We start from the raw sequence: 22,964 nt of genomic DNA, 5'->3' as shown, positions 1-22,964 counted from the left end.
CTTATTGTTTCAAAAGTAATTTAAAAGCTTGCTTGGTTTCTAAAAACAGATCATCTTCTTCTAACATTTCTTTTGGAAAATAGAAACGAAAGTCGATTTGATGTTTTCCAGTTAGGCTACTGACTAGACTGGAGAGTTGTGAGAGTTCAACAATAGATCCGTGCTTATCTAATATATCAATTTGTGTCCGAGGTTTTTTATCTCTTGGATGATAACTATCGTAGGGTAAATCTACAGTTTTGTGGCATCCTGTGTAATAATCAGGATCAAATCCAACTGCTGCGATACATTGTTTGAGAGCAGACAAGGTACTGGTATCCTTTTCATCTAGAGAAAGTGATTTGAATAGCTTACGGTTGATAAAAGAAGCAGCCAAATCAGATAAAATAGCATCCTCAGACTCTATCCAACTTTGAAAATAGCTCGTTAAGATGCTATCATCTAGATAGAGATAATCTTCTAGGGTAGTGATTTCTTTAAAGAAGGGAACTAGCTTTGGAGCACTCAAAGAAAAATAATTTGGATTTTTTTGATAGAGCCATTTTGCACGTTGTAACAATTTTTCTAACACTAATTCAACCGACCGACTAGCAGGGTGGAAATAGATTTGCGTGTACATTTGATAGCGACGGATGATATAGTCCTCGACAGCATGCATCCCTTTTTGATCAAAAGCAATTCCTGATGCTACAGGGCGAATGGTTCTTAGAATATGGGTTAAATCAAACTGTCCGTAACTTGCCCCAGTATAGTAAGAATCTCTTAATAAATAATCCATTCTATCCACATCAATTTGACTTGAAATCAGAGAGACAATAGTCTTATTAGGATGTGTATGGTCAATCACACTAGCCACTTGATTTGGGAAATCCTCAGAAACGGTTTTAAGAATCTGACAAATTTCTGTCTCAGGATTTGTAATAATCTCTTGAGTTACAGCCTCATGATCAGTATGAAATAAGCGTTCAAAGGTGTGTGAAAAGGGACCATGCCCCAAGTCATGTAAAAGTGCAGCAACCATGGTTAAAAAAGACTCCTTGGGAGACCACTGATTTGGATAATGCCGTTCAAATTTATCAGAGACCCGTCGGGCGATCTCATAAGCCCCTAAACAGTGAGAAAAGCGACTATGTTCAGCACCGTGAAAGGTAAATGAGCTTGTTCCCAGTTGTTTGATTCGTCTAAGACGCTGAAATTCTTTGGTATTGATGAGGTTATAGATAACCAAAGAATTGACTTGAATGTAATTGTGAACAGGATCACGGAAGATTTTTTCAATCATAGTTAGTATTATAGCAAAAAGTCCTATTTTTTGGAAAAGTTAGCGCTAAACAAACAAAGACAAATTTGTGGAATTTTTGATAGAATAGAAAAGAATAGTTTAAGAGGAGATGTCGTGGTGAAAATTAGTCTAAAAAATAAGATTCAAATGGGTGAAGAGGTCGAATACATTCACGAAGTCCATGAGGGAGAATGGCTTCAAAAAGGAGGGTATGACTATTTACTGTTTACTAATTCAGAGAAAGAAAAGGTTGTGATCAAGTTCTCATCCGTTGAGATGACAATGACACGCTTTTCAACTCCTAAAACCATTATGCGCTTTTTAGAAGGTCAGGAAGCAGTTGTCACTATTCCGACACCTTTAGGGATTCAACACTTTGTTACTCAAACTGACGTTTATCAAGTTGATTTAAATCAACAATGTCTTCATTTATCTTATCGTTTAAAAGGGTTAGAGAGTCAAGAAATATTTGCAGACTACGAAATGAAAATTTCATGGATTTAGAAAACGATTTCAAAAGTAGAAATGGTTTGAATTTCCTTATAAATTTGCTATAATAGAGAACAAATCGAGGGAGTAGCTAACGATATTTATCGTGATAGGGTCGTCAGTCCGAAATTATTTCCGGCCCTATCTTAAATAGCGAGACTTGTTTTAATAAAAACAGGTCTCTTTTTCATTTAGAAATAGAGGCCAAGGAGGAGAAAAATTGTCCAAAGAACAAAAGCGTGATACTTTTTACACGCAAAATGCAGACGATGTGTTGACAAGCTTAGGCTCTTCAGCAGAAGGATTAACTGGTGAAGAAGTAAGTAAACGTCTCACAGAGTACGGTCGTAATGAACTTGATGAAGGGGAAAAACGCACCCTCTTAGCAAAATTTCTAGATCAGTTCAAAGACCTGATGATCATTATCCTGTTGGTTGCCGCAGTTCTATCAGTTATTACCACAGGTGGTCATGATTGGGCAGATGCTGTCATCATTTTGGCAGTAGTTGTCCTTAACGCAGCTTTTGGTGTCTATCAAGAAGGTCAAGCTGAAGCAGCAATCGAAGCCTTAAAAAACATGTCTAGTCCAGTTGCTCGTGTCCTTCGTGATGGTCACGTAGTAGAGGTGGACTCTAAAGATCTTGTTCCAGGTGATGTGGTTATGCTTGAAGCGGGAGATGTGGTGCCTGCAGATATGCGCTTGTTAGAAGCAAACTCTCTTAAAATTGAAGAAGCTGCGCTGACAGGTGAGTCTGTTCCTGTTGAAAAAGATTTGACGGTAACATTAGAAGCTGATGCAGGGATTGGTGACCGTGTAAACATGGCTTATCAAAACTCTAACGTCACTTATGGTCGTGGTATTGGTGTCGTAACCAATACAGGAATGTTTACCGAAGTTGGTAAAATTGCAGGGATGTTGGCTAATGCAGACGAATCTGATACACCACTTAAGCAAAACTTGAATGGCTTATCTAAGACACTTACTTATGCTGTTTTAGTGATTGCAGCCATTACTTTTGCGGTTGGTGTGTTCATCCAAGGACAGGCTCCACTTGAAGGTTTGATGACCTCTGTGGCACTTGCTGTTGCAGCTATTCCAGAAGGACTTCCTGCCATCGTTACCGTGGTGCTTTCTCTTGGAACACAGGTTCTTGCTAAACGTAATTCAATTGTACGTAAGTTGCCTGCTGTTGAGACACTTGGTTCAACTGAAATTATTGCATCAGATAAAACTGGTACTTTAACGATGAACCAAATGACAGTTGAAAAAGTCTATACAAACGGTCAATTGATTGATGCAAAAGAAGCATTTGAGGCAAGTAACTCAACTCTTCGTGTCATGAACTTTGCGAATGATACTAAAGTTGATCCAACAGGGAAATTAATTGGAGATCCAACGGAAACAGCTCTTGTTCAGTTTGGTCTTGATCATGATTTTGATGTTCGTGAAGCTTTAGTTGATGAGCCTCGTGTTGCGGAGTTACCATTTGATTCAACACGTAAACTCATGTCAACCATTCACCAGCAAGCAGATGGTAAGTTCTTGGTTGCTGTTAAAGGTGCACCTGATCAACTACTTAAGCGCGTTACACAGATTGAAGACAATGGCTCTATCCGCCCAATCACAGAAGAAGATAAGTCTGCTATCTTATCTACCAATAAATCATTGGCTAAACAAGCCCTTCGTGTCTTGATGATGGCATACAAGTATGTTGATGCTATCCCTGAACTTGAGTCAGACATTGTTGAAAATGACTTAGTCTTCTCAGGCCTTGTCGGAATGATTGACCCTGAGCGTCCAGAGGCAGCAGAAGCAGTTCGTGTGGCTAAGGAAGCTGGTATTCGTCCAATTATGATCACAGGAGACCATCAAGATACTGCAGAAGCTATCGCTAAGCGTCTTGGTATTATTGAAGAAGGTGATACAGAAGACCATGTCTTCACTGGCGCAGAACTTAATGAATTATCTGATGAAGAATTCCAAAAAGTTTTCAAACAATATTCTGTTTATGCGCGTGTTTCTCCTGAACATAAGGTTCGTATTGTGAAAGCATGGCAAAATGACGGTAAGGTAGTTGCTATGACCGGTGATGGTGTTAATGATGCACCATCACTTAAGACAGCCGATATTGGTATTGGTATGGGGATTACAGGTACAGAGGTATCTAAAGGAGCATCTGATATGGTCCTTGCAGATGATAACTTTGCAACCATTATTGTTGCTGTTGAAGAAGGACGTAAGGTCTTCTCTAACATTCAAAAAACGATTCAGTACCTTCTTTCAGCTAATACTGCAGAGGTTCTAACCATCTTCCTTGCGACTTTATTTGGTTGGGATGTTCTTGAACCAGTTCATCTTTTATGGATTAACTTAGTGACTGATACCCTTCCAGCTATCGCGCTTGGTGTTGAACCGGCAGAACCAGGTGTTATGACGCATAAGCCTCGTGGACGTAACTCAAGCTTCTTCTCAGGTGGTGTGATGAGTTCCATCATCTATCAAGGAATTTTACAAACTATCCTCGTTCTTGGGGTATATGGTTTTGCACTTCTTTACCCAGAACATGCAACTTATAAAGAAATTCACGCAGATGCATTGACGATGGCATATGTGACTTTGGGTCTTATCCAGTTGGTGCATGCTTATAACGTTAAATCTGTTTACCAGTCTATCTTTACAGTGGGACTCTTTAAAAACAGACTCTTCAACTGGTCTATTCCACTTGCTTTCTTGTTGTTGATGGCAACAATTGTTATTCCAGGATTTAATACCTTCTTCCATGTGTCTGTCTTATCTCCGACACAATGGTTAGTAACCATCATTGGAAGTTTAATCATGGTATTGGCAGTTGAAATCGTCAAATTTGTTCAACGTAAACTTGGTTACGATGAAAAAGCAATCTAAAATTTTGATGATTGAGAAAAAATGATAAAAGAGCTAAGGTCAACTCCTTAGCTCTTTTATTAATTCTTGACACAATATTGCATTAGTGATACAATACAATAAAAGGGAGGTGGCAGTCATGAAAAAGGGGTTCAGACTGGTTAGTCTCAGTGTGTTCAGTCTCATCTTATCTTTTTGGATTTTAGTAGCTTGTCGGCAAGTTTCAGCAAAGCAAGATCATATCCTTGTTTATAATGCTCGTCATGAACAAGTGGCAAAAATAACTAATCAAAAGACTTTGGCTATTTTAAATGAAAAAATTGGTGAGTCAGGAGCAAATACCAGTGATATAGAGGAGCTTCCAAAAGATGCCAAGGTCAGCTACCGTTACGAAGTGATTGATGTTCGAGATGATGGTAAAGCTCACAGCGTTACTTTTGAAGTCTATCAAAATTACCCTTATATGAGTATGGTAGATGTTCCCCTTTTGTCTCGCTTGACTTGGACTTTATCCGAAGAGGAAAATGATTTGTTTCAACATCCAGAAGATTTAGAACATCCTAAATAGGTTGGAGTTATCCAGCCTATTTTTCTTGCATCGCAAACAGCTTTCCACTAAAATAAAGATATGGATATTAAAAAAAGGATTCAAGAATTAGCCAATGATATTGGTATTTCAAAGATAGGTTTTACAACAGCTGATGATTTTTCTTATTTGGAGAAAAGCTTGCGCTTAGCAGTCGAAAATGGTACTAACTCAGGTTTTGAACATAAAAATATTGAGGAGAGGGTGAAACCAAGACTGTCACTGGAAAGTGCCAAAACCATTATCTCCATTGCAATTGCTTATCCTCATAAACTTCCCCAGCAACCTCAAAAAACTGAATATAAACGGGGGAAGATAACCCCTAACAGTTGGGGGCTTGATTATCATTACGTCGTTGCCGACAAGCTAAAAAAACTTTCAGAAGGAATCGAAGGGCTATGTCAAGAGGAAGGTTTTCCTTATGAACATAAGGCTATGGTTGATACAGGTGCTTTGGTTGACACGGCAGTTGCTAGGCGAGCGGGGATTGGGTTTATCGGAAAAAATGGGCTGGTTATCTCTAAAGAATACGGCTCTTATATGTTTTTAGGGGAATTGATTACCAATTTAGAGATTGAACCTGATCAGCCTGTTGATTATGGTTGTGGTGATTGCACGCGCTGTTTAACTTCTTGTCCAACCTCTTGTTTAAATGGTGATTCAACCATGGATGCGAAACGTTGTCTGAGCTTTCAAACGCAAGATAAGGGAATGATGGCCTTAGAATTTCGGAAAAAAATAAAGACGGTTATCTATGGTTGTGATATTTGTCAAATTTCTTGCCCTTATAATAAAGGGATTGACCATCCTCCTGTCACAGAGATTGATCCAGAATTAGCGCACCCAGAATTGATCCCATTTCTTGAATTATCAAATACTCAGTTCAAGGAGAAATTTGGAATGATTGCGGGATCTTGGCGTGGAAAAAATATCTTGCAACGAAATGCGATTATCGCTTTAGCTAATGCTCATGATAAAACAGCAGTGGTGAAGCTTTTAGAAATCATTGATAAAAATCAAAATCCTATCCATGTTGCAACAGCCATTTGGGCTATTGGAGAAATTATCAAAAAACCGAATGAAGAGCTTCAAAATTTTGTGTTAAGGATTGATTCATCTAATAATGATATTATGGACGAGCGTGCCAGAGTCCTTAAAAAATGGCAAATATAGGCTATTTATGATAAAATGAAAAGGATTGAAAAGAAAGAGGTATAGTATGGATATTGCAGAAATCCGTCAAAAAATAGTAGAACATAAAGAGAAGTTGACTAGCTTCAGGAGGTCTCTTTGACTTAGATCGCCTAGAAGAAGAGATTGCCCTGCTAGAAAATCGTATGACTGAGCCAGATTTTTGGAATGATAACATTGCAGCGCAAAAAACGTCTCAAGAATTAAATGAGTTAAAGCAAAAATATGAAACCTTCCACAATATGGAGGAGCTGGTTGATGAAGTTGAGATTCTTCAAGACATGCTAGCCGAAGATGCTTCTTTACAAGAAGAGTTAGAGGAGAGCCTTGTAAAGTTAGAGAAAATCATGACCAGCTATGAGATGACTCTCTTATTGTCAGAGCCTTATGATAATAATAATGCAATTTTGGAAATTCACCCAGGATCAGGGGGAACAGAGGCTCAAGATTGGGGAGAAATGCTCATGAGGATGTACACCCGTTTTGGAAACGCTAAAGGTTTTAAGGTTGAGGTTTTGGACTATCAAGCAGGTGATGAGGCTGGCATTAAATCTGTTACCTTATCGTTTGAAGGACCAAATGCTTATGGCTTGTTGAAGTCTGAGATGGGAGTACATCGTTTGGTAAGGATTTCACCTTTTGACTCAGCTAAACGACGCCACACGTCATTCACTTCTGTCGAGGTAATGCCTGAACTTGATGATACCATTGAAGTTGAGATTAGAGATGATGAGATTAAGATGGATACTTTCCGTTCAGGTGGTGCTGGTGGACAAAATGTCAACAAGGTTTCAACTGGTGTGCGTTTGACACATATTCCAACAGGAATTGTCGTAGCTTCAACGGTTGATCGTACCCAGTATGGAAACCGAGATCGTGCCATGAAGATGTTGCAGGCTAAGCTTTATCAAATGGAGCAAGAGAAAAAAGCCGAAGAAGTCTCAGCTCTAAAAGGAGATAAAAAAGAGATTACATGGGGAAGTCAGATCAGATCATATGTCTTTACTCCTTATACTATGGTCAAAGACCATCGGACTAGCTTTGAAGTAGCACAAGTGGATAAGGTGATGGACGGTGAGTTAGATGGCTTTATTGACGCTTATCTAAAATGGCGTATGGAATAAGAGAAAGGAAAAATATGGCCTTAATTGAACTTAAAGGAGTGACCAAAAAATATAAACGTGGCTCTACAGCACTCAGAGATTTATCAGTCTCTATCAATCAGGGAGAGTTTGTTTATCTTGTTGGTCCATCTGGAGCAGGAAAATCAAGCTTTATTAAGCTCTTGTACCGTGAGGAAACTGCAACCAAAGGGACCATTAAAGTTGGTGAATTTGAGTTGACAAAACTTAAAGCGCGTCAAGTTCCTATTTTACGTCGTAACATTGGAGTTGTCTTCCAAGACTATAAATTGCTTCAGCGAAAGACGGTTTATGAAAATGTTGCATTTGCCATGGAAGTGATTGGGAGCAAACGTAAGGATATTAAAAAGCGTGTGCCAGAGGTATTGAACTTAGTTGGTCTTAAACATAAATCACGTTCATTTCCTGAGGAATTATCAGGTGGTGAGCAGCAACGTGTTGCGATTGCGCGTGCCATTGTCAATAATCCAAAACTTTTGATTGCCGATGAGCCAACAGGTAACCTAGATCCTGAAATTGCACTAGAGATAATGCAGTTGCTTGAACGTATCAATCTTCAAGGGACAACTGTGATTATGGCAACGCATAATAGTGTTATTGTCAACACTATGAAACATCGTGTTCTAGCAGTTGAAGAAGGACGTTTAGTACGTGATCAAGAGGAAGGAGACTATGGATACGATGACTAATCTATTGAAACAAATTTGGCAACGTAGCCAAGAGGTGGGCGGAAATGCAGCTCCTTGGATTCTAATAGGTGTAGGGGTAATTATCCTTGCTTTGCTTGTGACTTTAATGGTGCGGATGCGTTTCTTTCGCTATAATTGGGAGTCACTGAAAAGTATTAAACGTAATGGTTGGATGACCTTTGCTGCGACAACCTCTGTGACGATTACCTTGATTCTATTGGGCTTGTTTGCCTCAGTGATGTTAAATGTCGAGAAGGTGACTAGAGATATTGAAGGGAATGTTCCTATTTTAGTTCGCTTATCAGAAGGATCGACAGACGCTCAAAAGACGATTAAAAATGATAAAGGTGAAACCGTTACAAATAAGAATTATCACAAGGTTTATGATCAAATTATGGCTTTTGATCAAGTCAAAAGTATCACTTATTCTAGTAAGGAAGCACAACTAGAAAAATATAAGGCTACTTTAGGTGATGATTGGGAATCTAGTCCACTTTTGGATGTTTACGAAGTTAAGTTGACCTCGTCTGATTCCTTGAAAAGTTTGAGTGCAAAAATTCAAGATTTAGAAGAGGTTGATTCGGTTGACTTTGGTGGAGCAGATATCGAGCGTTTAACAACTGTTACCAATTATATCCGTATTGGTGGTCTAGCAGGGACAGGTATTTTGTTATTGATTGCGATTTTTATCATTTCAAATACTATTCGTATCACCATTATGGCACGTCAAAATGAAATTCAAATTATGCGTCTTGTAGGTGCCAAAAATTCCTACATTAAGGGACCGTTCTTCTTTGAGGGGGCTTGGATTGGCTTAATTGGAACTATTGTTCCAGCTCTCTTGATGTTCTTTATCTATACTTGGGTTTATCAAGGGATGAATCCAAGTTTCCAAGAGGACAATCTCTCACTTTATGCCCCTAGCTTTTTCATCCCAGCTATGATTGTTGCCATGGTAGCTGTCGGTATGGTGATTGGAGCACTAGGTTCAGTTCTCTCAATGAGACGTTTCTTGAAAGTATAACAAAAGAGGCTTAGGCCTCTTTTTAATTTTTATTGTTTTTGAAGTTAATAATATTGTATAATAATGTGTGACTTGTTAAAGAAGGAGTAGTTGATGGAAATTGATAACCGACTGGTTCTCTTGGGGGATCAGTTAAAAGAACATCTAGGAAAAGGTAGTAAGGTAAAAATGGCTGCGGCAACCTTTTCTATGTTTGCTTATCAATCTTTGAAAGAAGAGCTAGAGCAAATTGAAGAGTTGAAATTTATTTTTACCAGTCCAACCTTTACGACTAATGAAGTTGCTAAAGAATACCGTGAATATATCATACCAAAGAAACAACGTGAGTCATCAATATTTGGGGCAGAGTATGAATTGAAATTGATGAACGAATTAACCCAAAAGTCACTTGCTAAAGAATGTGCTGATTGGGTACGTAGAAAGGCTCAGTTTAAGTCTATTAATGTCAATGAAGAAATTGATAACGGGATTCGTATTGAAAACAATCAAGTTATCACAGTGGATAAGCTAAAAAATTTTGACCGTAAAGAACTTGGCTATGAAAATTCTCTCTTTAAATCCAGTCGTAACCTTTATACTGAGCCACAAAGTTTGACCTATTTGAGAAACTTTGAAGATTATTGGAACAATGATGAGTATTTTCGTGATGTAACTGAGGAAATTTTGGAAAATCTAACCTTAGCTCACAAGGAGCACTCACCAGAGTTTCTCTATTATGTCATGCTTTATAATATCTTTAGTGACTTTTTAGAAGATGTCAATCAGGATCAACTTCCCAATGAGCATGTGCAATACAAGGAAACCAAGATTTGGAATCTCTTGTATGATTTTCAAAAGGATGCGGTCAAGTCCTTGATTTCAAAATTGGAACGCTACAACGGCTGTATTTTGGCAGATTCAGTTGGTCTGGGGAAGACCTTTACGGCTCTTGCTGTCATGACCTACTACGCATACAGAGGGAAACGTATCCTGGTGCTTTGCCCCAAAAAGTTGGAGCATAACTGGAATATGTACCGTCATGATTATGTTAATAATCCCATCTATGATCGCTATCTCCAGTACGATGTCCTTTACCATACGGACCTCAGTCGGGATAAGGGAACCTCAAATGGAATTGATTTGGCGCTTAATCGTTGGGACACCTATGATCTAGTGGTCATTGATGAATCACATAACTTTAGAAACGGTGGTTCTTCGGATGCAGAGATTGAAGAAGGTCGTGAAAATCGCTACTCCCGTTTGATGAATCGGATTATCAAAAGTGGCGTGCCGACAAAAGTCCTCATGCTGTCTGCAACCCCAGTTAATAACCGTTTTAATGACTTGAAAAATCAGATTGCCCTAGCCTATGAAGGTGATTCAGAACAATTGGATGCCAAATTAGATACTAAATCATCGGTCAATGATATCTTTCGCATGGCTCAAACCGCTTATAATCAATGGGTAGATCTGCCAGCAGAATCACGTACGACAGCAGCTTTGCTAGATAAACTTGATTTTGACTTCTTTAAAGTTCTTGATAGCGTGACCATTGCTCGTAGCCGTAAACATATTAGACAATTCTATGATAGAAATGCCATTGGTGATTTTCCGAAACGACTGGCACCCCAAAATTTTTATCCAGATTTGACGGTAAGTCAAAAAGATATTACTTATGAGCGAATCTATACCTTGCTCGATCAATTACAGTTGACCATCTATCAACCTAGTATCTATATTCATCCCTCAAAACGCTGTCTTTATGAAAAAAAGGAAGGTCAAGGATTGACTCAGCTTGGGCGTGAAACAGGGATTAAGAAACTGATGATGATTAACCTCTTAAAACGCCTAGAAAGCTCTGTGGAGGCTTTTAGATTCACCTTAATTGATGTAGTAAAGGCTTATGTAGATCAGACAATTTTGAGTATTGAAGCGTTTGAAACTGTCGGTGGAGATGATAAGATTTCCTTCCAAGAATTAGTTGAGGATGATTTTGATATTGAAGATAGCAATACGGATATCTTTGTTGGAAAGAAATTCCCTATTAAGTTATCGGACATGGATTACCTATCTTGGAAACGAGATTTACAAGCTGACCAGACAATTTTGAGGGAGTTAGAAGATCTAGTTAAACTTATTACTCCACAGGAAGATCAGAAATTACAAACCTTAATTAACCTGATAGATAACAAGCTAGCAAACCCTATCAATCCAGAAAACAAAAAATTGATTATCTTCTCAGCGTTTGCGACGACTACAGACTATCTCTATAAAACTATCAGTCAGTATCTTTTGGATAAGTACGGACTTCACACAGCACAGATCTCAGGGACCAAGGGCTTTTCGGCTACCTTACCGCTAAAAAATAAGGACTTGAACACCCTTCTGACCTATTTTTCACCGCGATCCAAGCAGAAGGACTTGCTTTATCCTGATGATCAGCGGGAAATTGATATCTTAATAGCAACGGATGTTATCTCAGAAGGTCAAAACCTGCAAGACGCTGATACCATGATTAACTATGACATTCACTGGAATCCTGTCCGTATTGTCCAGCGCTTTGGTCGGGTAGATCGTATCGGTAGTCAGAACAAATACATCCAGCTGGTCAATTTTTGGCCCAACATTGCTTTGGACGCTTATATCGATCTCAAGGCGCGTGTGGAATCCAGAATGAAAATTTCTGTACTGACTTCAACGGCTGATGACAATGTCTTGACCAATGAGGAAATCGAGGACAATAATTATCGGAAGAAACAACTTGAACGCCTCCAGACAGAAGTCATTGATTTGGAAGATATGAATGAGGGGATTTCCATTATGGATCTAGGTTTGGAAGACTACCGTATGGACCTGCTCAGCTATTTAGCCAAACACCCAGAGTTAGAGGCAATGCCTAAAGGTCTTCAAGCAGTGGTGCAGGCAGGGCAAGGGCAATCAGCTGGAGCCATCTTCCTCTTGAAGAATATTGCCCACCAGACCCATCTCAGTAAGAAAAATCGTCTTCATCCCTACTATCTGGTCTATATCAGTGACCAGGGAGAAACGGTCTACTCCATTGCGGATACCAAGGCATTGCTGGAACATTTACGCATGATTACCAAGGGCAAACATCAGCCTGAGAAAGATTTGGTGGCAACCTACAATCGTGCCACTGATGATGGTGCCAAAATGGAGCATTACTCCGACCTCTTGCAAAGAAGTCTTGAAAATCTCGTGGAGAGTGATGAGGAGACCTTCAATGAGTCCCTCTTCACGTCAGATACCATTGACTTTATGGATAGCGGGGTGGATGGGAGTGATGATTTCGAACTGATGGCCTTCTTTGCCGTTTTGAAAGGAGAAGACTAAGATGCCATTTTTACCATCTACTCAGATTCCAAGACCCAAAGTCCTCTACAAGCCTTATCAAAAAGGCAACAAGGACTTTCTAGATAATTTTGGCCTGTCTAAAGCTGATAAGCAGCTCCTCCGGCAACAAATCGGCCAGATTACTGCTACCCATCAACTAGATTCCAAGACCCTCCCCATTCCAGCGGGCAAGACCATTCAGCAAATCATCGTCCTTCGGATTGATCTCTTGAGTCAGCAACTAGACCCGCACTTACTAGCAGAGCTGGACACTTATCTGGGATTTCACACCCTCTTTCATCTGGTATTTCCAGATGGGACTAGCCAGTATTTGATTCATTTTAAGGAAAAGCTGGCGCAATCGAGAGAGGGACGGAATTTTAAGATTGTTCGTCACTTTCAAACAGACAAACCTCTGGCATTGACCTACCAAGAAAGGGACTTGGACCAGTTTTATGAAAACTTGGTCAAACAAGCGGGGGAAGAAGAACTGGTCGGGGGCGAAGCTTCTATCAAAGACCAGATTGAGCAGACGGAACGCTTAGCAGCAATGGAAAAGAAAGCAGCCCAGCTCAAGAAAAAGATGTTTGCCGAAAAAGCCATGCGCAAACAAATGGAACTTCGAAAGGCCTACAAAGCCCTAGAGGAAGAAATCCAACAGTTGAGAACCAGCATTCACAGTTCAGCACCTTCATCTAAGGCTAGTTTTTAAGCTAGTCATCGTTCGTTTTTTTCAAAATACAGCCAGTATTTCTTCAAAAAACTGCCTGGATTAGCTAAAAACTATTACTATATGAAAGCACTTCACAAGTGAACACAGGTTCAAAAAAATCCACAGTAAAATCTGTGGAAAATATGGTATAATAGAACAGTAGAAAAGTGCTCCTGTATCCATGAATGGATGTAGGAGAAAGACGGTGGTTACTTTCTAAGTGAGAGGACGGTGATGCCTATGTGCAATTCATCAAAATCTGACGGAAAGGGGGTAACAATCTTTTGACAGCATTTGAAGTGGTACAAACTTTATTGAGTTTTGGTGGTTTTACCATCGCCTTGATAGGTTTGTGCTATAAAATCTTCAAAGATGATGACCAAAAGAAATAGCCGTCAAAACTTTGGGGAGTGACGGCTATTTCTAAATTAGCATAACACGAACCACCGTCTTAAGCGGTTCTACTGGGATTGAGTTGACGCTCAATCCCTTTTTCAAAACCATTATACCACAAACTAAAATCGTTTGACAAATGCTACATGAAATTTTAGTAAGCATTAAAATCCAGGTGAATTCTGTAAAAAAACATGGTATAGAACAGTAGAAAAGTGCTCCTGTATCCATGAATGGATGTAGGAGAAAGACGGTGGTTACTTTCTAAGTGAGAGGACGGTGATGCCTATGAGCAACTCATCAAAATCTGACGGAAAGGGGGTAACAATCTTTTGACAGCGTTTGAAGTGGTACAAACTTTATTGAGTTTTGGTGGTTTTACCATCGCCTTGATAGGGTTGTGCTATAAAATCTTCAAAGATGATGACCAAAAGAAATAGCCGTCAATACTTTGGCTAGTAACGGCTATTTCTGAATAGTTAAAAATGAGCCACCGTCTTTAAAGCGGTTCTACTGGGATTGAGTTGGCGCTCAATCCTTTTTTCGAAACTATTATATCACAAACTAAAATCGTTTGACAATTTTTTATCTACATCATCAAAAAAGGCTTGACAGCCTAAGAAAAGGAGATTACCATGAGCACAGCAAAGTTTGGAGAATACACTCAAGTTGAAAAGCTAGACCTAACGTCAAAAGATATTTTATCAGACAACATTACAAAAATTGGTCAGCTTTTTCCTGAGGTTCTAACAGAAAGTAGTGATGAAAATGGCAGGTTGCGACCAGCCATTGATTTTGACAAGCTACGCCAATTCCTTTCACGAGAGATTGTTGAAGGGCGAGAGTCCTATGAGTTTACCTGGGTCGGCAAACGCGGAGCGATTGCGGAGGCAGGTAAACCGACCAGCCAGACCCTTCGCCCAGATCTTGAGGAAAGTGTTGACTTTGAAAAGTCTGAAAATGTCTTTATTACAGGGGACAATCTGGAAGTCCTCAAGGTCTTGCAGGAGTCTTATCTGGGCAAGATTGATATGATTTACATTGACCCACCTTACAATACAGGTCAGGACTTTGTATATCGAGATAGGTCGCAATTATCAGAGAAAGAATTAGAGGAGATTTCAAAACAAAGAAATGAGAATGATGAACTGCTCTTTAAGTTTGAAAAAAATGCTAAGCAATCTGCTAAATATCATTCTGACTGGCTCAATATGATGTACCCCCGCCTAGTTCTTGCCCGCAACCTCCTCAAGGACAATGGCGTTATCTTTATCTCCATTGATGACAACGAACAAGCCAACCTCAAAGCCATCTGTGACGAGATATTTGGGGAGGAGAATTTTGTGGCGAATTCTGTTAGAAAACGTCGCGATAGTCAAGCAAATTTATCTAAAAATATCTCCCCGATTCACGAATACGTTTTTATTTACTCAAAGAACGAGGGTGAGGTATTAAATAGAGTTAAAGGAAAGATTGATTTTTCATCATATAAAAATTTAGATAATGATCCTCGAGGAGTCTATGTTACAATGCCTTGTACAAATGTTGGAGGAGCAAAGTATTCCATTGTTACACCTTCAGGTATTGAGTTAACAGATGAGTGGAGATTCAAAAAAGAAACTTTCGAAAAATTATTATCAGATAATAGAGTTATTTTTCCTAAAAATGGAGCTGGAAAACCACGATATAAGGTATTTTTAAGTGATAAGATTAAAGAAGGAGTGTTAGCAAATACTTGGTGGGGTGATTTGCCATCGAATCAAGTAGCAACCAAAGAAATAAAAGAATATTTTAATAATTTTGCATTGTTTGATACCCCTAAACCTAGTGGATTAGTTAAATATATCTGCGAACTTGCATCTAATAAGAGTTCTTACATCCTCGACTTCTTCGCTGGTTCCGCAACCACGGCTGATGCGGTTATGCAGTTGAATGCTGAAGACGGTGGCAATCGCAAGTACATTCTCTGTACGCTGGATGAGCAGGTGGCAGACAAATCAGCTGCCAAGGAGGCTGGCTATGAAACCATTGACCAGATTTCTCGTGAGCGGATCCGTCGGGCTGCCAAAAAGATTCAGGAAGAACATCCAGAAACCCTTGGCAAGCAAGACTTTGGTTTTAGAGCTTATAAGCTAGACAGTTCAAACTTCAAGGATGTCAGCCAAACACCAGACAACTTTAGCCAAGAAAGTCTTTTTGACAGTGTTTCCAACATCAAAGACGGTCGGACAGACCTTGACCTCCTCTTCCAAATTATGCTGACCTGGGGCATGGAATTATCTCTTCCAATCGCTAAAACTCAAATTGACGGCACAGACATTTACAATGTGGCAGACGGTGCCTTGATTGCCTGCTTTGCAGATGAGATTTCAGAAAGCGTCATCCGTCAAATTGCCAAAGAAGAGCCACTCCGTGCTGTCTTTAAGGATGAATCCTTCGCCAACTCTGCAGCCAAAATCAACCTTGGCCAAATCTTCAAAGAAGAAGCACCAGGTACCGAAGTGAAGGTGGTGTAGGGGATGGTAGAGAGAAGATTTAGAGAAAATTCCATTGATGACGAGATTGAGAAAAAGATTTACTCTATCGACATTGTAAGAACTGCTAGGATTAAGGCAAGTGAACGATTATATAAATATTCAGATGCTTGGGATTTTCTATTTTTAGGGATGAACATTGTATCAGTTGCCTTACTGATTGTCTCTCTTTTGCCCTTGCCAATTAATAACAGTAAATCAGGTTTGATGATTTCTGCTTCTTTTTCGTTATATACAATGTTAGTCCAGTATTTTTGTTCTGCTCAGAACTATAATGAGCGTGCTCTGAAATATCACTATCACCAGTTAGAATTAGAAAATTTTGTATTACAGCTGAAAAATATTTTTTTAAAGCATAATACAGGAGAAGGGGAATATTCTGAACTTGATCGTTTTAGGAGATATAGGGCAATTATGGAGAAATATCAAATTAGTTTGCAGGGCTATGAGAACCATGAAGATGTTGATTACAAAATTGCTAAAAGACAACTGACAAGAAACTCCCAAGTACCAGAGAATGAACAGAATACAAATTGTTTTCAAAAATTTTTGATTTGGAAAGAAACAAAAGATTTTAGTCCAGATAATATTTTTATATACTTACAGATACCAATTGTGATTATTATTATTTTACTTTATTCATGGGTTGCTTATAAAGGACTGAAATGAGGAATATTTACTTTCATTTCGCTTATTTCCAAAATATTTAGAAAGGAATGTTCAGGTTTAACTGAACACGGGCTAGGGACTTGGACAAAAAGATCATTTTTACTTGGAGTAAACTCCAATTTAAAAATGCCTATTTTGTCTGTGTTCCTTAGACGCCCTTAGTATCTTAATTATGAAACTTCAATTTAAGAAGCAGCAATTTCAGTTAGATGCGGTGGCCTCTGTTGTGGATGTTTTTGCTGGTCAGGGTAAACACAGCGGTTTTGACTACCACATAGACAAGGGTCAGGGAATGGATGCGGAACTGGATATGAATTTTATCGGTTTCCGCAATGCTCCCATCCGGCTTTCGCAGGACATTGTCAGCCAAAAAGTTAGAAAGATTCAGCAAGTCAATCATTTAAAACCTTCCAAAAACCTATCCATCCAAAAAGTGGATGGTCGTCCGTCTTACAATTTGACCATTGAGATGGAGACAGGGACAGGGAAGACCTATACCTACATCCGCACCCTGATGGAGCTCAACAAGCAGTATGGCTGGCTCAAGTTTATCATCGTGGTGCCGAGTATCGCCATTCGTGAGGGGGTGCTCAAGTCCTTTGAGATGATGGCAGACCATTTCCAGTTGGAGTACGGCAAGAAACCACGCTACTTTGTCTATGACTCTAGCCGTTTGGGTGAGCTGGACAAGTTTGCCAACTCCTCGGACATTCAGGTCATGATCATCAACTCCCAGGCCTTTAATTCAAAGGGGACAGAAGCTAATCGAATTAATAACAGACAGGAAAGTTTTCGCTGGAGAAAGCCCATTGATGTCATCGCGGCGACCAATCCGATTTTGATTATCGATGAGCCTCAGTCGGTTGAGGGGAAAAAGACCAAAGAACGCCTTGTGGATTTCAAGCCCCTATTTACCCTCCGCTATTCAGCGACCCATAAGGACAAGCACGATATGATTTATCGTCTAGATGCCTTGGACGCCTACAATAAAAAGTTGGTTAAAAAGATTGCCGTAAAGACCGTGGAGCAGACTTCTACCACAGGTACACAAGGCTACCTTTATCTGCAAGAACTGGTTCCGCAAAAATCAGGGCCCAAGGCTCGGATTGAGTTTGAGATGCGAACCAAGTCAGGTAATGTCAAGCGGGTGACCAAGCTGGTTGAAGAACCGTTTGTCCTTTTTGAAGAATCTGGTAATCTCCCAGCCTATCAGGATGGTTGGACCTTGAGTAATTTTGATGCGTTTGAGGGTGAAAACTCCATTCAAATCGGTGCCAATCGCAAACTCCATGTTGGCGAAGTGATTGGGGAAACCAACGAAGATGACATCCGTCGTATTCAGATTCGGGAAACCATTGCCAGTCACCTGCAAAAAGAAGAAGGCCTATATAAACGAGGTATCAAGGTACTTTCTCTCTTCTTCATCGATGAAGTTGCCAAGTATAAGTGCTACGACGATCAAAATGATGCCTACAATGGCACCTATGCCCAGATGTTTGAAGAAGAATATGAAGCCCAGGTCAAGGCCTTGTTGGCCGATCCCAACCTCCATGGCAGCAACTTTTGGCACTATCTAAATAATCATCAGGAAGGCAATCCCGTTCACGCAGGTTATTTCTCCGTTGATAAGGTGAAAAAATCGGACAAGGTCAAGTTTGTGGATTACAAATCGGCAACTGAGAAGAGAAACAACCAGTCCAACGACAAGGATGCCTTTGATTTGATTATGAAGGACAAGGAGCGTCTGCTGTCCTTTGATGAGCCAGTACGCTTTATCTTCTCCCACTCAGCCCTCAAAGAAGGCTGGGACAATCCCAATGTCTTCCAGATTTGTACTCTGAAAAATACGGGTACGGAGACAGAAAAACGGCAAAAGATTGGTCGTGGGATGCGTCTTGCTGTTGACCAAAAAGGGGTTCGACAGGATGAGGAACTCTTAGGAGCAGATGTTCATAACATTAACAAATTGACCGTCATTGCCAATGAAAGCTACGAAGACTTTGCCAAGAACCTACAAAAAGAACTCAAGGAAATTCTGGCTGATCGACCAAGTAAAGTGGAAGTAGATCTCTTTGTCGATAAAGTCTTGGAAAATGAAGCTGGTCAAAAACTGACTGTTACCAAGGAAGTGGCTAAAGAGATTGAATGCCAGTTGATTAAGCAAGATTATATTGACAGCAAGGGAAATCTAACCGCTACCTATTTTGAACAAAAAGAAACGAGTCAGTTTGTTCTTTCTGAAAATCTAGCTGGCTATGAAGTAGCTGTAAAAGGTATTTTAGAAACGATTTACGATGCCAATCGTTACCAGATTGAGCGTGAAAATGATTCTGAAGTGGTCTTTGCTAGGGAAATTAACCCTGATAACTACAATCGCCAAGAGTTTAAGCGCTTGTGGGAAAGTATTCATCACAAGTCCACTTACTACGTTGAGTTTGATGATGAGGAGTTGATTGAAAAATCTATTAAGGCTTTAAATGAGGGCTTATTTGTCAAAAAGCCAAGCTATATGATTACAGAGGTTGAAGCAAAAGAAATGAAGGCTGAACAAGGTCTTGATTTCAAGGTTAATAAGGATGGCAAGCGTCAGGCTGAATTGGACAAGACCTCTATTCAACTCCGATATGATTTACTGGGTGAAATCGCCAGTCGCACGGAGTTGAAACGAAAAACTATTGCCAATATCTTGAATCAGATTTCACCAAGCAAGTTTGAGATGTTCGCCTATAACCCTGAGGCATTTATCCAACGAACAAGCCGCCTCATCAACGAGCAAAAGGCCAGTCAGGTGATTGAGCATATTCGTTACAATATCTTGGAAGAAACCTTTGACACTTCTGTTTTTACAGACAATCCAGAAAGTGGGAAATTATCAGATAAGCGGTTATTAGAATCCCGAAAAGGAGTTTATAACTATGTGAAGGTTGATTCGGATACAGAACAGAAGTTCAAAGAAGAGTTGGACCAATTTGAAGATGTTATGGTTTATACTAAATTGCCAAGCAAATTTAAAATTTCCACACCTCTGGGTGATTACAACCCTGACTGGGCAATTGCCTTTCGAGATGGTTCGGTTAAGCATGTTTACTTTGTAGCCGAAACCAAGGGTTCCATGTCTAGTTTGCAACTGAAAGGGGCAGAGTTGGCAAAAATTGAGTGTGCCAAGGCCCACTTCAAAGCCTTGAAAGAAAAAGGTTTGATAGAAGACGAACGTGTTTATGGTGTGGTAGATTCTTATGAGAGTCTCTTATCAATTTTAAAATAAGAAAAAAGCCCGCATAGACTTCAGATTGAAGAAAAAGTCCATTTTGGATAATTTTCTTCAATCTTTTTTCTTTATGTTGAAAATAAAAACTCTCAGAAACATTTGAATATCAACATTTCTGAGAGTTTAATAATTTGTCATCTTTCGCAAACTTCTCTAATTTTTTATATTTTTAGGAGTTTGTCTACGTTCTGAAGGCTATACGGACTTTTTTCTTATTTTAAAAACGGATTAAAGGTTTTCTCGTGTCCAATGGTGGTATCCCAACCGTGTCCAGGATAAACGGTATAGTGATTAGGGAGCGTCAGCAGTTGCTCTTTTATCCCAGAGATGAGATCATCAAAGTTACTAGTTGGCAAGTCAGTACGTCCGACAGTTTCTTTAAAAAGCGCATCACCAGAAAAGACAGTTTCCTCTTTTTCAAAGATAAAGGAAACCCCACCGTGTGAATGGCCAGGTGTAGGGACGACACTAAACTGAAAGCCAGAGAGCTGGTAAGGACTATGGTAGTTAAAAAAAGCATCTGCTGGCTTGATGATCACATCAGGCATATCGGAGTGGCGGTCAAGACCAGAAAGATTAAGCTCAGGGGTAAAGAGCCAGTCAGCCTCTTTTTCAGAAACATAGACTGGGCAAGCATAGCGCTCTCTAAGAATATCCACACTCATGATGTGGTCATAGTGGGTGTGGGTTAATAAGATAGCTGCCAAGGGACGATTTTGTTTTTCTAGTTGATGAATGATCGCAGCATGATCACTTCCTGGATCTATGACAAGACAAGCTTCATCATTTATTAAAAGATAAGTGTTTTCACGTGCGACAGCATTTAAAAGTCGAATAATTTCCATAAGTCCAGTTTACCTAAAAAAGAGGAAAAAGTAAATTTTTTGAAGTGCTTGCTATTTTGAAAAAGGCACTGTTAAAATGAAATAGTATTTCTTTAGAAGAGAATCTCAATTCAGATACTTACTTGATCGTAAAGAGAAGCTGATTTTAGAGAAGCTTATATTAAGAATTAACCTACTCACCGTATTTAGGTTGTTTGAAGGGAAAGCTATTCTGATTGTTTAAAAATCTGATATTCTTATTAAAATTTGCTATACTAAGTATATCAAGATAGAAAAGAGTAGATAATGTTAGAAAAAATGAATCCTAATGCCCTTCTGATTGATGTTCGAGAACCTGAGGAATATGCTCTAGGGCATATCACGGGCAGCCAAAATATTCCTATGAGTGACATTCCCCATTGGGCAAAAACTGCTGATCAAACACAGGAACTTTATGTCTATTGTAAAGCAGGGGTTCGTGCAGAACAGGTAGCCCTTTATTTGAAAGATGAGGGATTTACTAAAGTAACCAATCTAGGTGGCCTAGAGGAGCTTACGGATTTAGGTTTCACCATAAGTCAATAATCAGCTTGAGATTTAACAGTGTCAACATAACAGCTGCCGCATAAGCTAATATGGTATTCCATTTGCGATTTTGAAATTCCCCCATGAGGTCTTTTTTAGAGCTAAAATAAATCAAAGGAAAAATGGAAAAAGGAAGTGCGATAGATAAAAAGACCTGAGAGTAAATTAAGAGTTGATCTAGCGCCCCTTCTGTATTGCCAAAAATTAGGGCAGAGATGGCAACAGGTAATAGAGCAGCACTTCTTGTAATCATGCGAATCAACCATCTTGGTAAGGTGATATTAAGAAAGCCTTCCATGACAATTTCCCCTGTCAGCGTTCCTGTGATAGTGGAGTTTTGCCCACTAGCTAAGAGGGCTGTGGCGAAAAGTGTTGATAGGCTAGCACTGGCAATGCTACCAGCGATTTTTGGGTCTGCCAGTGCTTGATACATATCTGAAAATGCTTTAATATGCTCTGCTTTTCCTTGAAAAATGCTGGCGCCTAAAATTAAAAGGAGGGAATTGACCAAAAAGGCTAAGCTAAGTTGAAGATTAGAATCTAAGGTCATAAAATGAATGGCCTTTTTTAATGCCTTTTTATCTCTGGTATCAACTGCTCTTGTTTGTGAGATAGCACTATGCAGATAAAGGTTATGTGGCATGACAGTAGCCCCAATGATGCCAAGTGATAGGGTCAGAAGTGACGCATACTGACTAGGAGGACTGGAGAGAATGGTCTGAGGAAGGTAGCCAGCAAAGATTGCACTGGGGTGCGGTTTAGCTAGAAAGGTCAAATAAAGAAAAATCAAAAAGATGGTTAAAATGAGGGTACTAACCAGTGCTTCGATTTTTCTAAACCCAAATTTCATCAGTAAAAGAAGGATAAAAACATCAAATATGGTTACAAAGACTGAGAAAATCAAGGACCAACCAAAGAGTAAATGAAGTGCAATTGCAGATCCAATAACCTCAGCTAGGTCAGTTGCCATTAAAGCCAATTCTGCAATGACAAATAAGAGGTATCGGACAGGTTTTGGAAGATGTTCTGCTGTTAATTGTGCCAAATCTTTCTGGGTAACCATACCTAGTTTTCCAGCCATTTGCTGAAGTTGCATGGCAATTAAAGAAGAAATGAGAATCACAACGAGAAGACTATAGCCGTGCTTAGCACCTCCAATAACACTTGTTATCCAGTTTCCAGGATCCATATAGCCTACAGCTACTAGACTTCCAGGACCTATAAAAGTCATCAGAAGTTTCCAAAAGTTATTGGTTTTTGGGACAGAAATACTAGCATGAACCTCAGCCAGTGATTTTTTTGAGTTTATCATAACAATAATCGTCTTTCTAAAATAAGGTTAGAATCATTATAACATATGTC

At 39.5% G+C, this 22,964-nt stretch carries 18 protein-coding genes; 15 read left to right on the top strand and 3 right to left on the bottom strand.

What is annotated here, in order from left to right:
* Window position 1: 1 nt before the first annotated feature.
* Window positions 2-1,282: an HD domain-containing protein gene (locus ACVRWY_RS04475; RefSeq protein ID WP_354368286.1), complete on the bottom strand. Its 1,281-nt coding sequence runs from the start codon at window positions 1,280-1,282 to the stop codon at window positions 2-4.
* A 117-nt stretch (window positions 1,283-1,399) separates the two neighbouring features.
* Between ACVRWY_RS04475 and ACVRWY_RS04470 the strand changes: the two genes are divergently transcribed.
* The 14 genes from ACVRWY_RS04470 (at window position 1,400) to ACVRWY_RS04405 (ending at window position 20,190) form a co-directional block, all read left to right on the top strand.
* Complete coding sequence (locus tag ACVRWY_RS04470) at window positions 1,400-1,786, top strand: YwiB family protein (protein ID WP_354368288.1); 387 nt, start codon at window positions 1,400-1,402, stop codon at window positions 1,784-1,786.
* Window positions 1,787-1,991: 205 nt separating this feature from the next.
* Complete coding sequence (locus ACVRWY_RS04465; protein ID WP_354368290.1) at window positions 1,992-4,676, top strand: cation-translocating P-type ATPase; 2,685 nt, start codon at window positions 1,992-1,994, stop codon at window positions 4,674-4,676.
* Between the two features lie 118 nt (window positions 4,677-4,794).
* Window positions 4,795-5,223, top strand: a complete 429-nt coding sequence (locus ACVRWY_RS04460; RefSeq protein WP_354368292.1) for a hypothetical protein — start codon at window positions 4,795-4,797, stop codon at window positions 5,221-5,223.
* 60 nt (window positions 5,224-5,283) lie between these two features.
* Window positions 5,284-6,414, top strand: coding sequence for a tRNA epoxyqueuosine(34) reductase QueG (gene queG, locus ACVRWY_RS04455; RefSeq protein WP_354368294.1), 1,131 nt, complete (start codon window positions 5,284-5,286; stop codon window positions 6,412-6,414).
* Between the two features lie 46 nt (window positions 6,415-6,460).
* Window positions 6,461-7,556, top strand: a protein-coding gene (gene prfB, locus ACVRWY_RS04450) for a peptide chain release factor 2 (protein ID WP_354368296.1) whose coding sequence is annotated in 2 segments (ribosomal slippage) — window positions 6,461-6,532 and window positions 6,534-7,556 — 1,095 coding nt in all. Because the reading frame shifts where the segments join, the coding sequence is not laid out codon by codon here.
* Window positions 7,557-7,570: 14 nt separating this feature from the next.
* Window positions 7,571-8,263 carry a cell division ATP-binding protein FtsE gene (gene ftsE, locus ACVRWY_RS04445; RefSeq protein WP_354368298.1) on the top strand — a complete coding sequence of 231 codons (693 nt, stop codon included), beginning with the start codon at window positions 7,571-7,573 and terminating at the stop codon, window positions 8,261-8,263.
* A gap of 106 nt (window positions 8,264-8,369) precedes the next feature.
* Complete coding sequence (ftsX, locus tag ACVRWY_RS04440; RefSeq protein ID WP_354368369.1) at window positions 8,370-9,287, top strand: permease-like cell division protein FtsX; 918 nt, start codon at window positions 8,370-8,372, stop codon at window positions 9,285-9,287.
* Between the two features lie 93 nt (window positions 9,288-9,380).
* Window positions 9,381-12,617, top strand: a complete 3,237-nt coding sequence (locus ACVRWY_RS04435) for a helicase-related protein (RefSeq protein ID WP_354368300.1) — start codon at window positions 9,381-9,383, stop codon at window positions 12,615-12,617.
* Between the two features lies 1 nt (window position 12,618).
* The gene (locus tag ACVRWY_RS04430; RefSeq protein WP_354368302.1) at window positions 12,619-13,329 is read left to right on the top strand and encodes a DUF4391 domain-containing protein; all 711 of its coding nucleotides are present in this window, start codon (window positions 12,619-12,621) and stop codon (window positions 13,327-13,329) included.
* Between the two features lie 299 nt (window positions 13,330-13,628).
* The gene (locus ACVRWY_RS04425; RefSeq protein ID WP_079269952.1) at window positions 13,629-13,721 is read left to right on the top strand and encodes a putative holin-like toxin; all 93 of its coding nucleotides are present in this window, start codon (window positions 13,629-13,631) and stop codon (window positions 13,719-13,721) included.
* Window positions 13,722-14,069: 348 nt separating this feature from the next.
* Window positions 14,070-14,162, top strand: coding sequence for a putative holin-like toxin (locus ACVRWY_RS04420; protein WP_079269952.1), 93 nt, complete (start codon window positions 14,070-14,072; stop codon window positions 14,160-14,162).
* Window positions 14,163-14,357: 195 nt separating this feature from the next.
* A complete protein-coding gene (locus tag ACVRWY_RS04415; protein ID WP_354368304.1) occupies window positions 14,358-16,238 on the top strand; it encodes a site-specific DNA-methyltransferase in 1,881 nt (626 codons plus the stop codon).
* 3 nt (window positions 16,239-16,241) lie between these two features.
* Window positions 16,242-16,925: an SLATT domain-containing protein gene (locus tag ACVRWY_RS04410; RefSeq protein WP_354368306.1), complete on the top strand. Its 684-nt coding sequence runs from the start codon at window positions 16,242-16,244 to the stop codon at window positions 16,923-16,925.
* 172 nt (window positions 16,926-17,097) lie between these two features.
* Window positions 17,098-20,190 carry a type III restriction-modification system endonuclease gene (locus ACVRWY_RS04405; protein ID WP_354368308.1) on the top strand — a complete coding sequence of 1,031 codons (3,093 nt, stop codon included), beginning with the start codon at window positions 17,098-17,100 and terminating at the stop codon, window positions 20,188-20,190.
* A 215-nt stretch (window positions 20,191-20,405) separates the two neighbouring features.
* On the opposite strand, the gene ACVRWY_RS04400 is transcribed toward ACVRWY_RS04405, so the two are convergent.
* Window positions 20,406-21,038 (bottom strand): MBL fold metallo-hydrolase, encoded by a 633-nt coding sequence (locus ACVRWY_RS04400; RefSeq protein ID WP_354368310.1) that lies wholly within the window; start codon window positions 21,036-21,038, stop codon window positions 20,406-20,408.
* A gap of 285 nt (window positions 21,039-21,323) precedes the next feature.
* Here ACVRWY_RS04400 and ACVRWY_RS04395 point away from each other — a divergent pair, with 285 nt between their 5' ends.
* Entirely contained in the window at window positions 21,324-21,602 is a 279-nt protein-coding gene (locus ACVRWY_RS04395; protein WP_354368312.1) for a rhodanese-like domain-containing protein, read from the top strand.
* Here ACVRWY_RS04395 and ACVRWY_RS04390 read toward each other — a convergent pair.
* Entirely contained in the window at window positions 21,586-22,914 is a 1,329-nt protein-coding gene (locus tag ACVRWY_RS04390; protein WP_354368314.1) for an Nramp family divalent metal transporter, read from the bottom strand. The genes ACVRWY_RS04395 and ACVRWY_RS04390 overlap by 17 nt on opposite strands.
* Between the last annotated feature and the right edge of the window lie 50 nt (window positions 22,915-22,964).

It is taken from the genome of Streptococcus porcorum (genome assembly GCF_053203725.1).
This window is presented reverse-complemented; position numbering and strand designations above follow the sequence as displayed.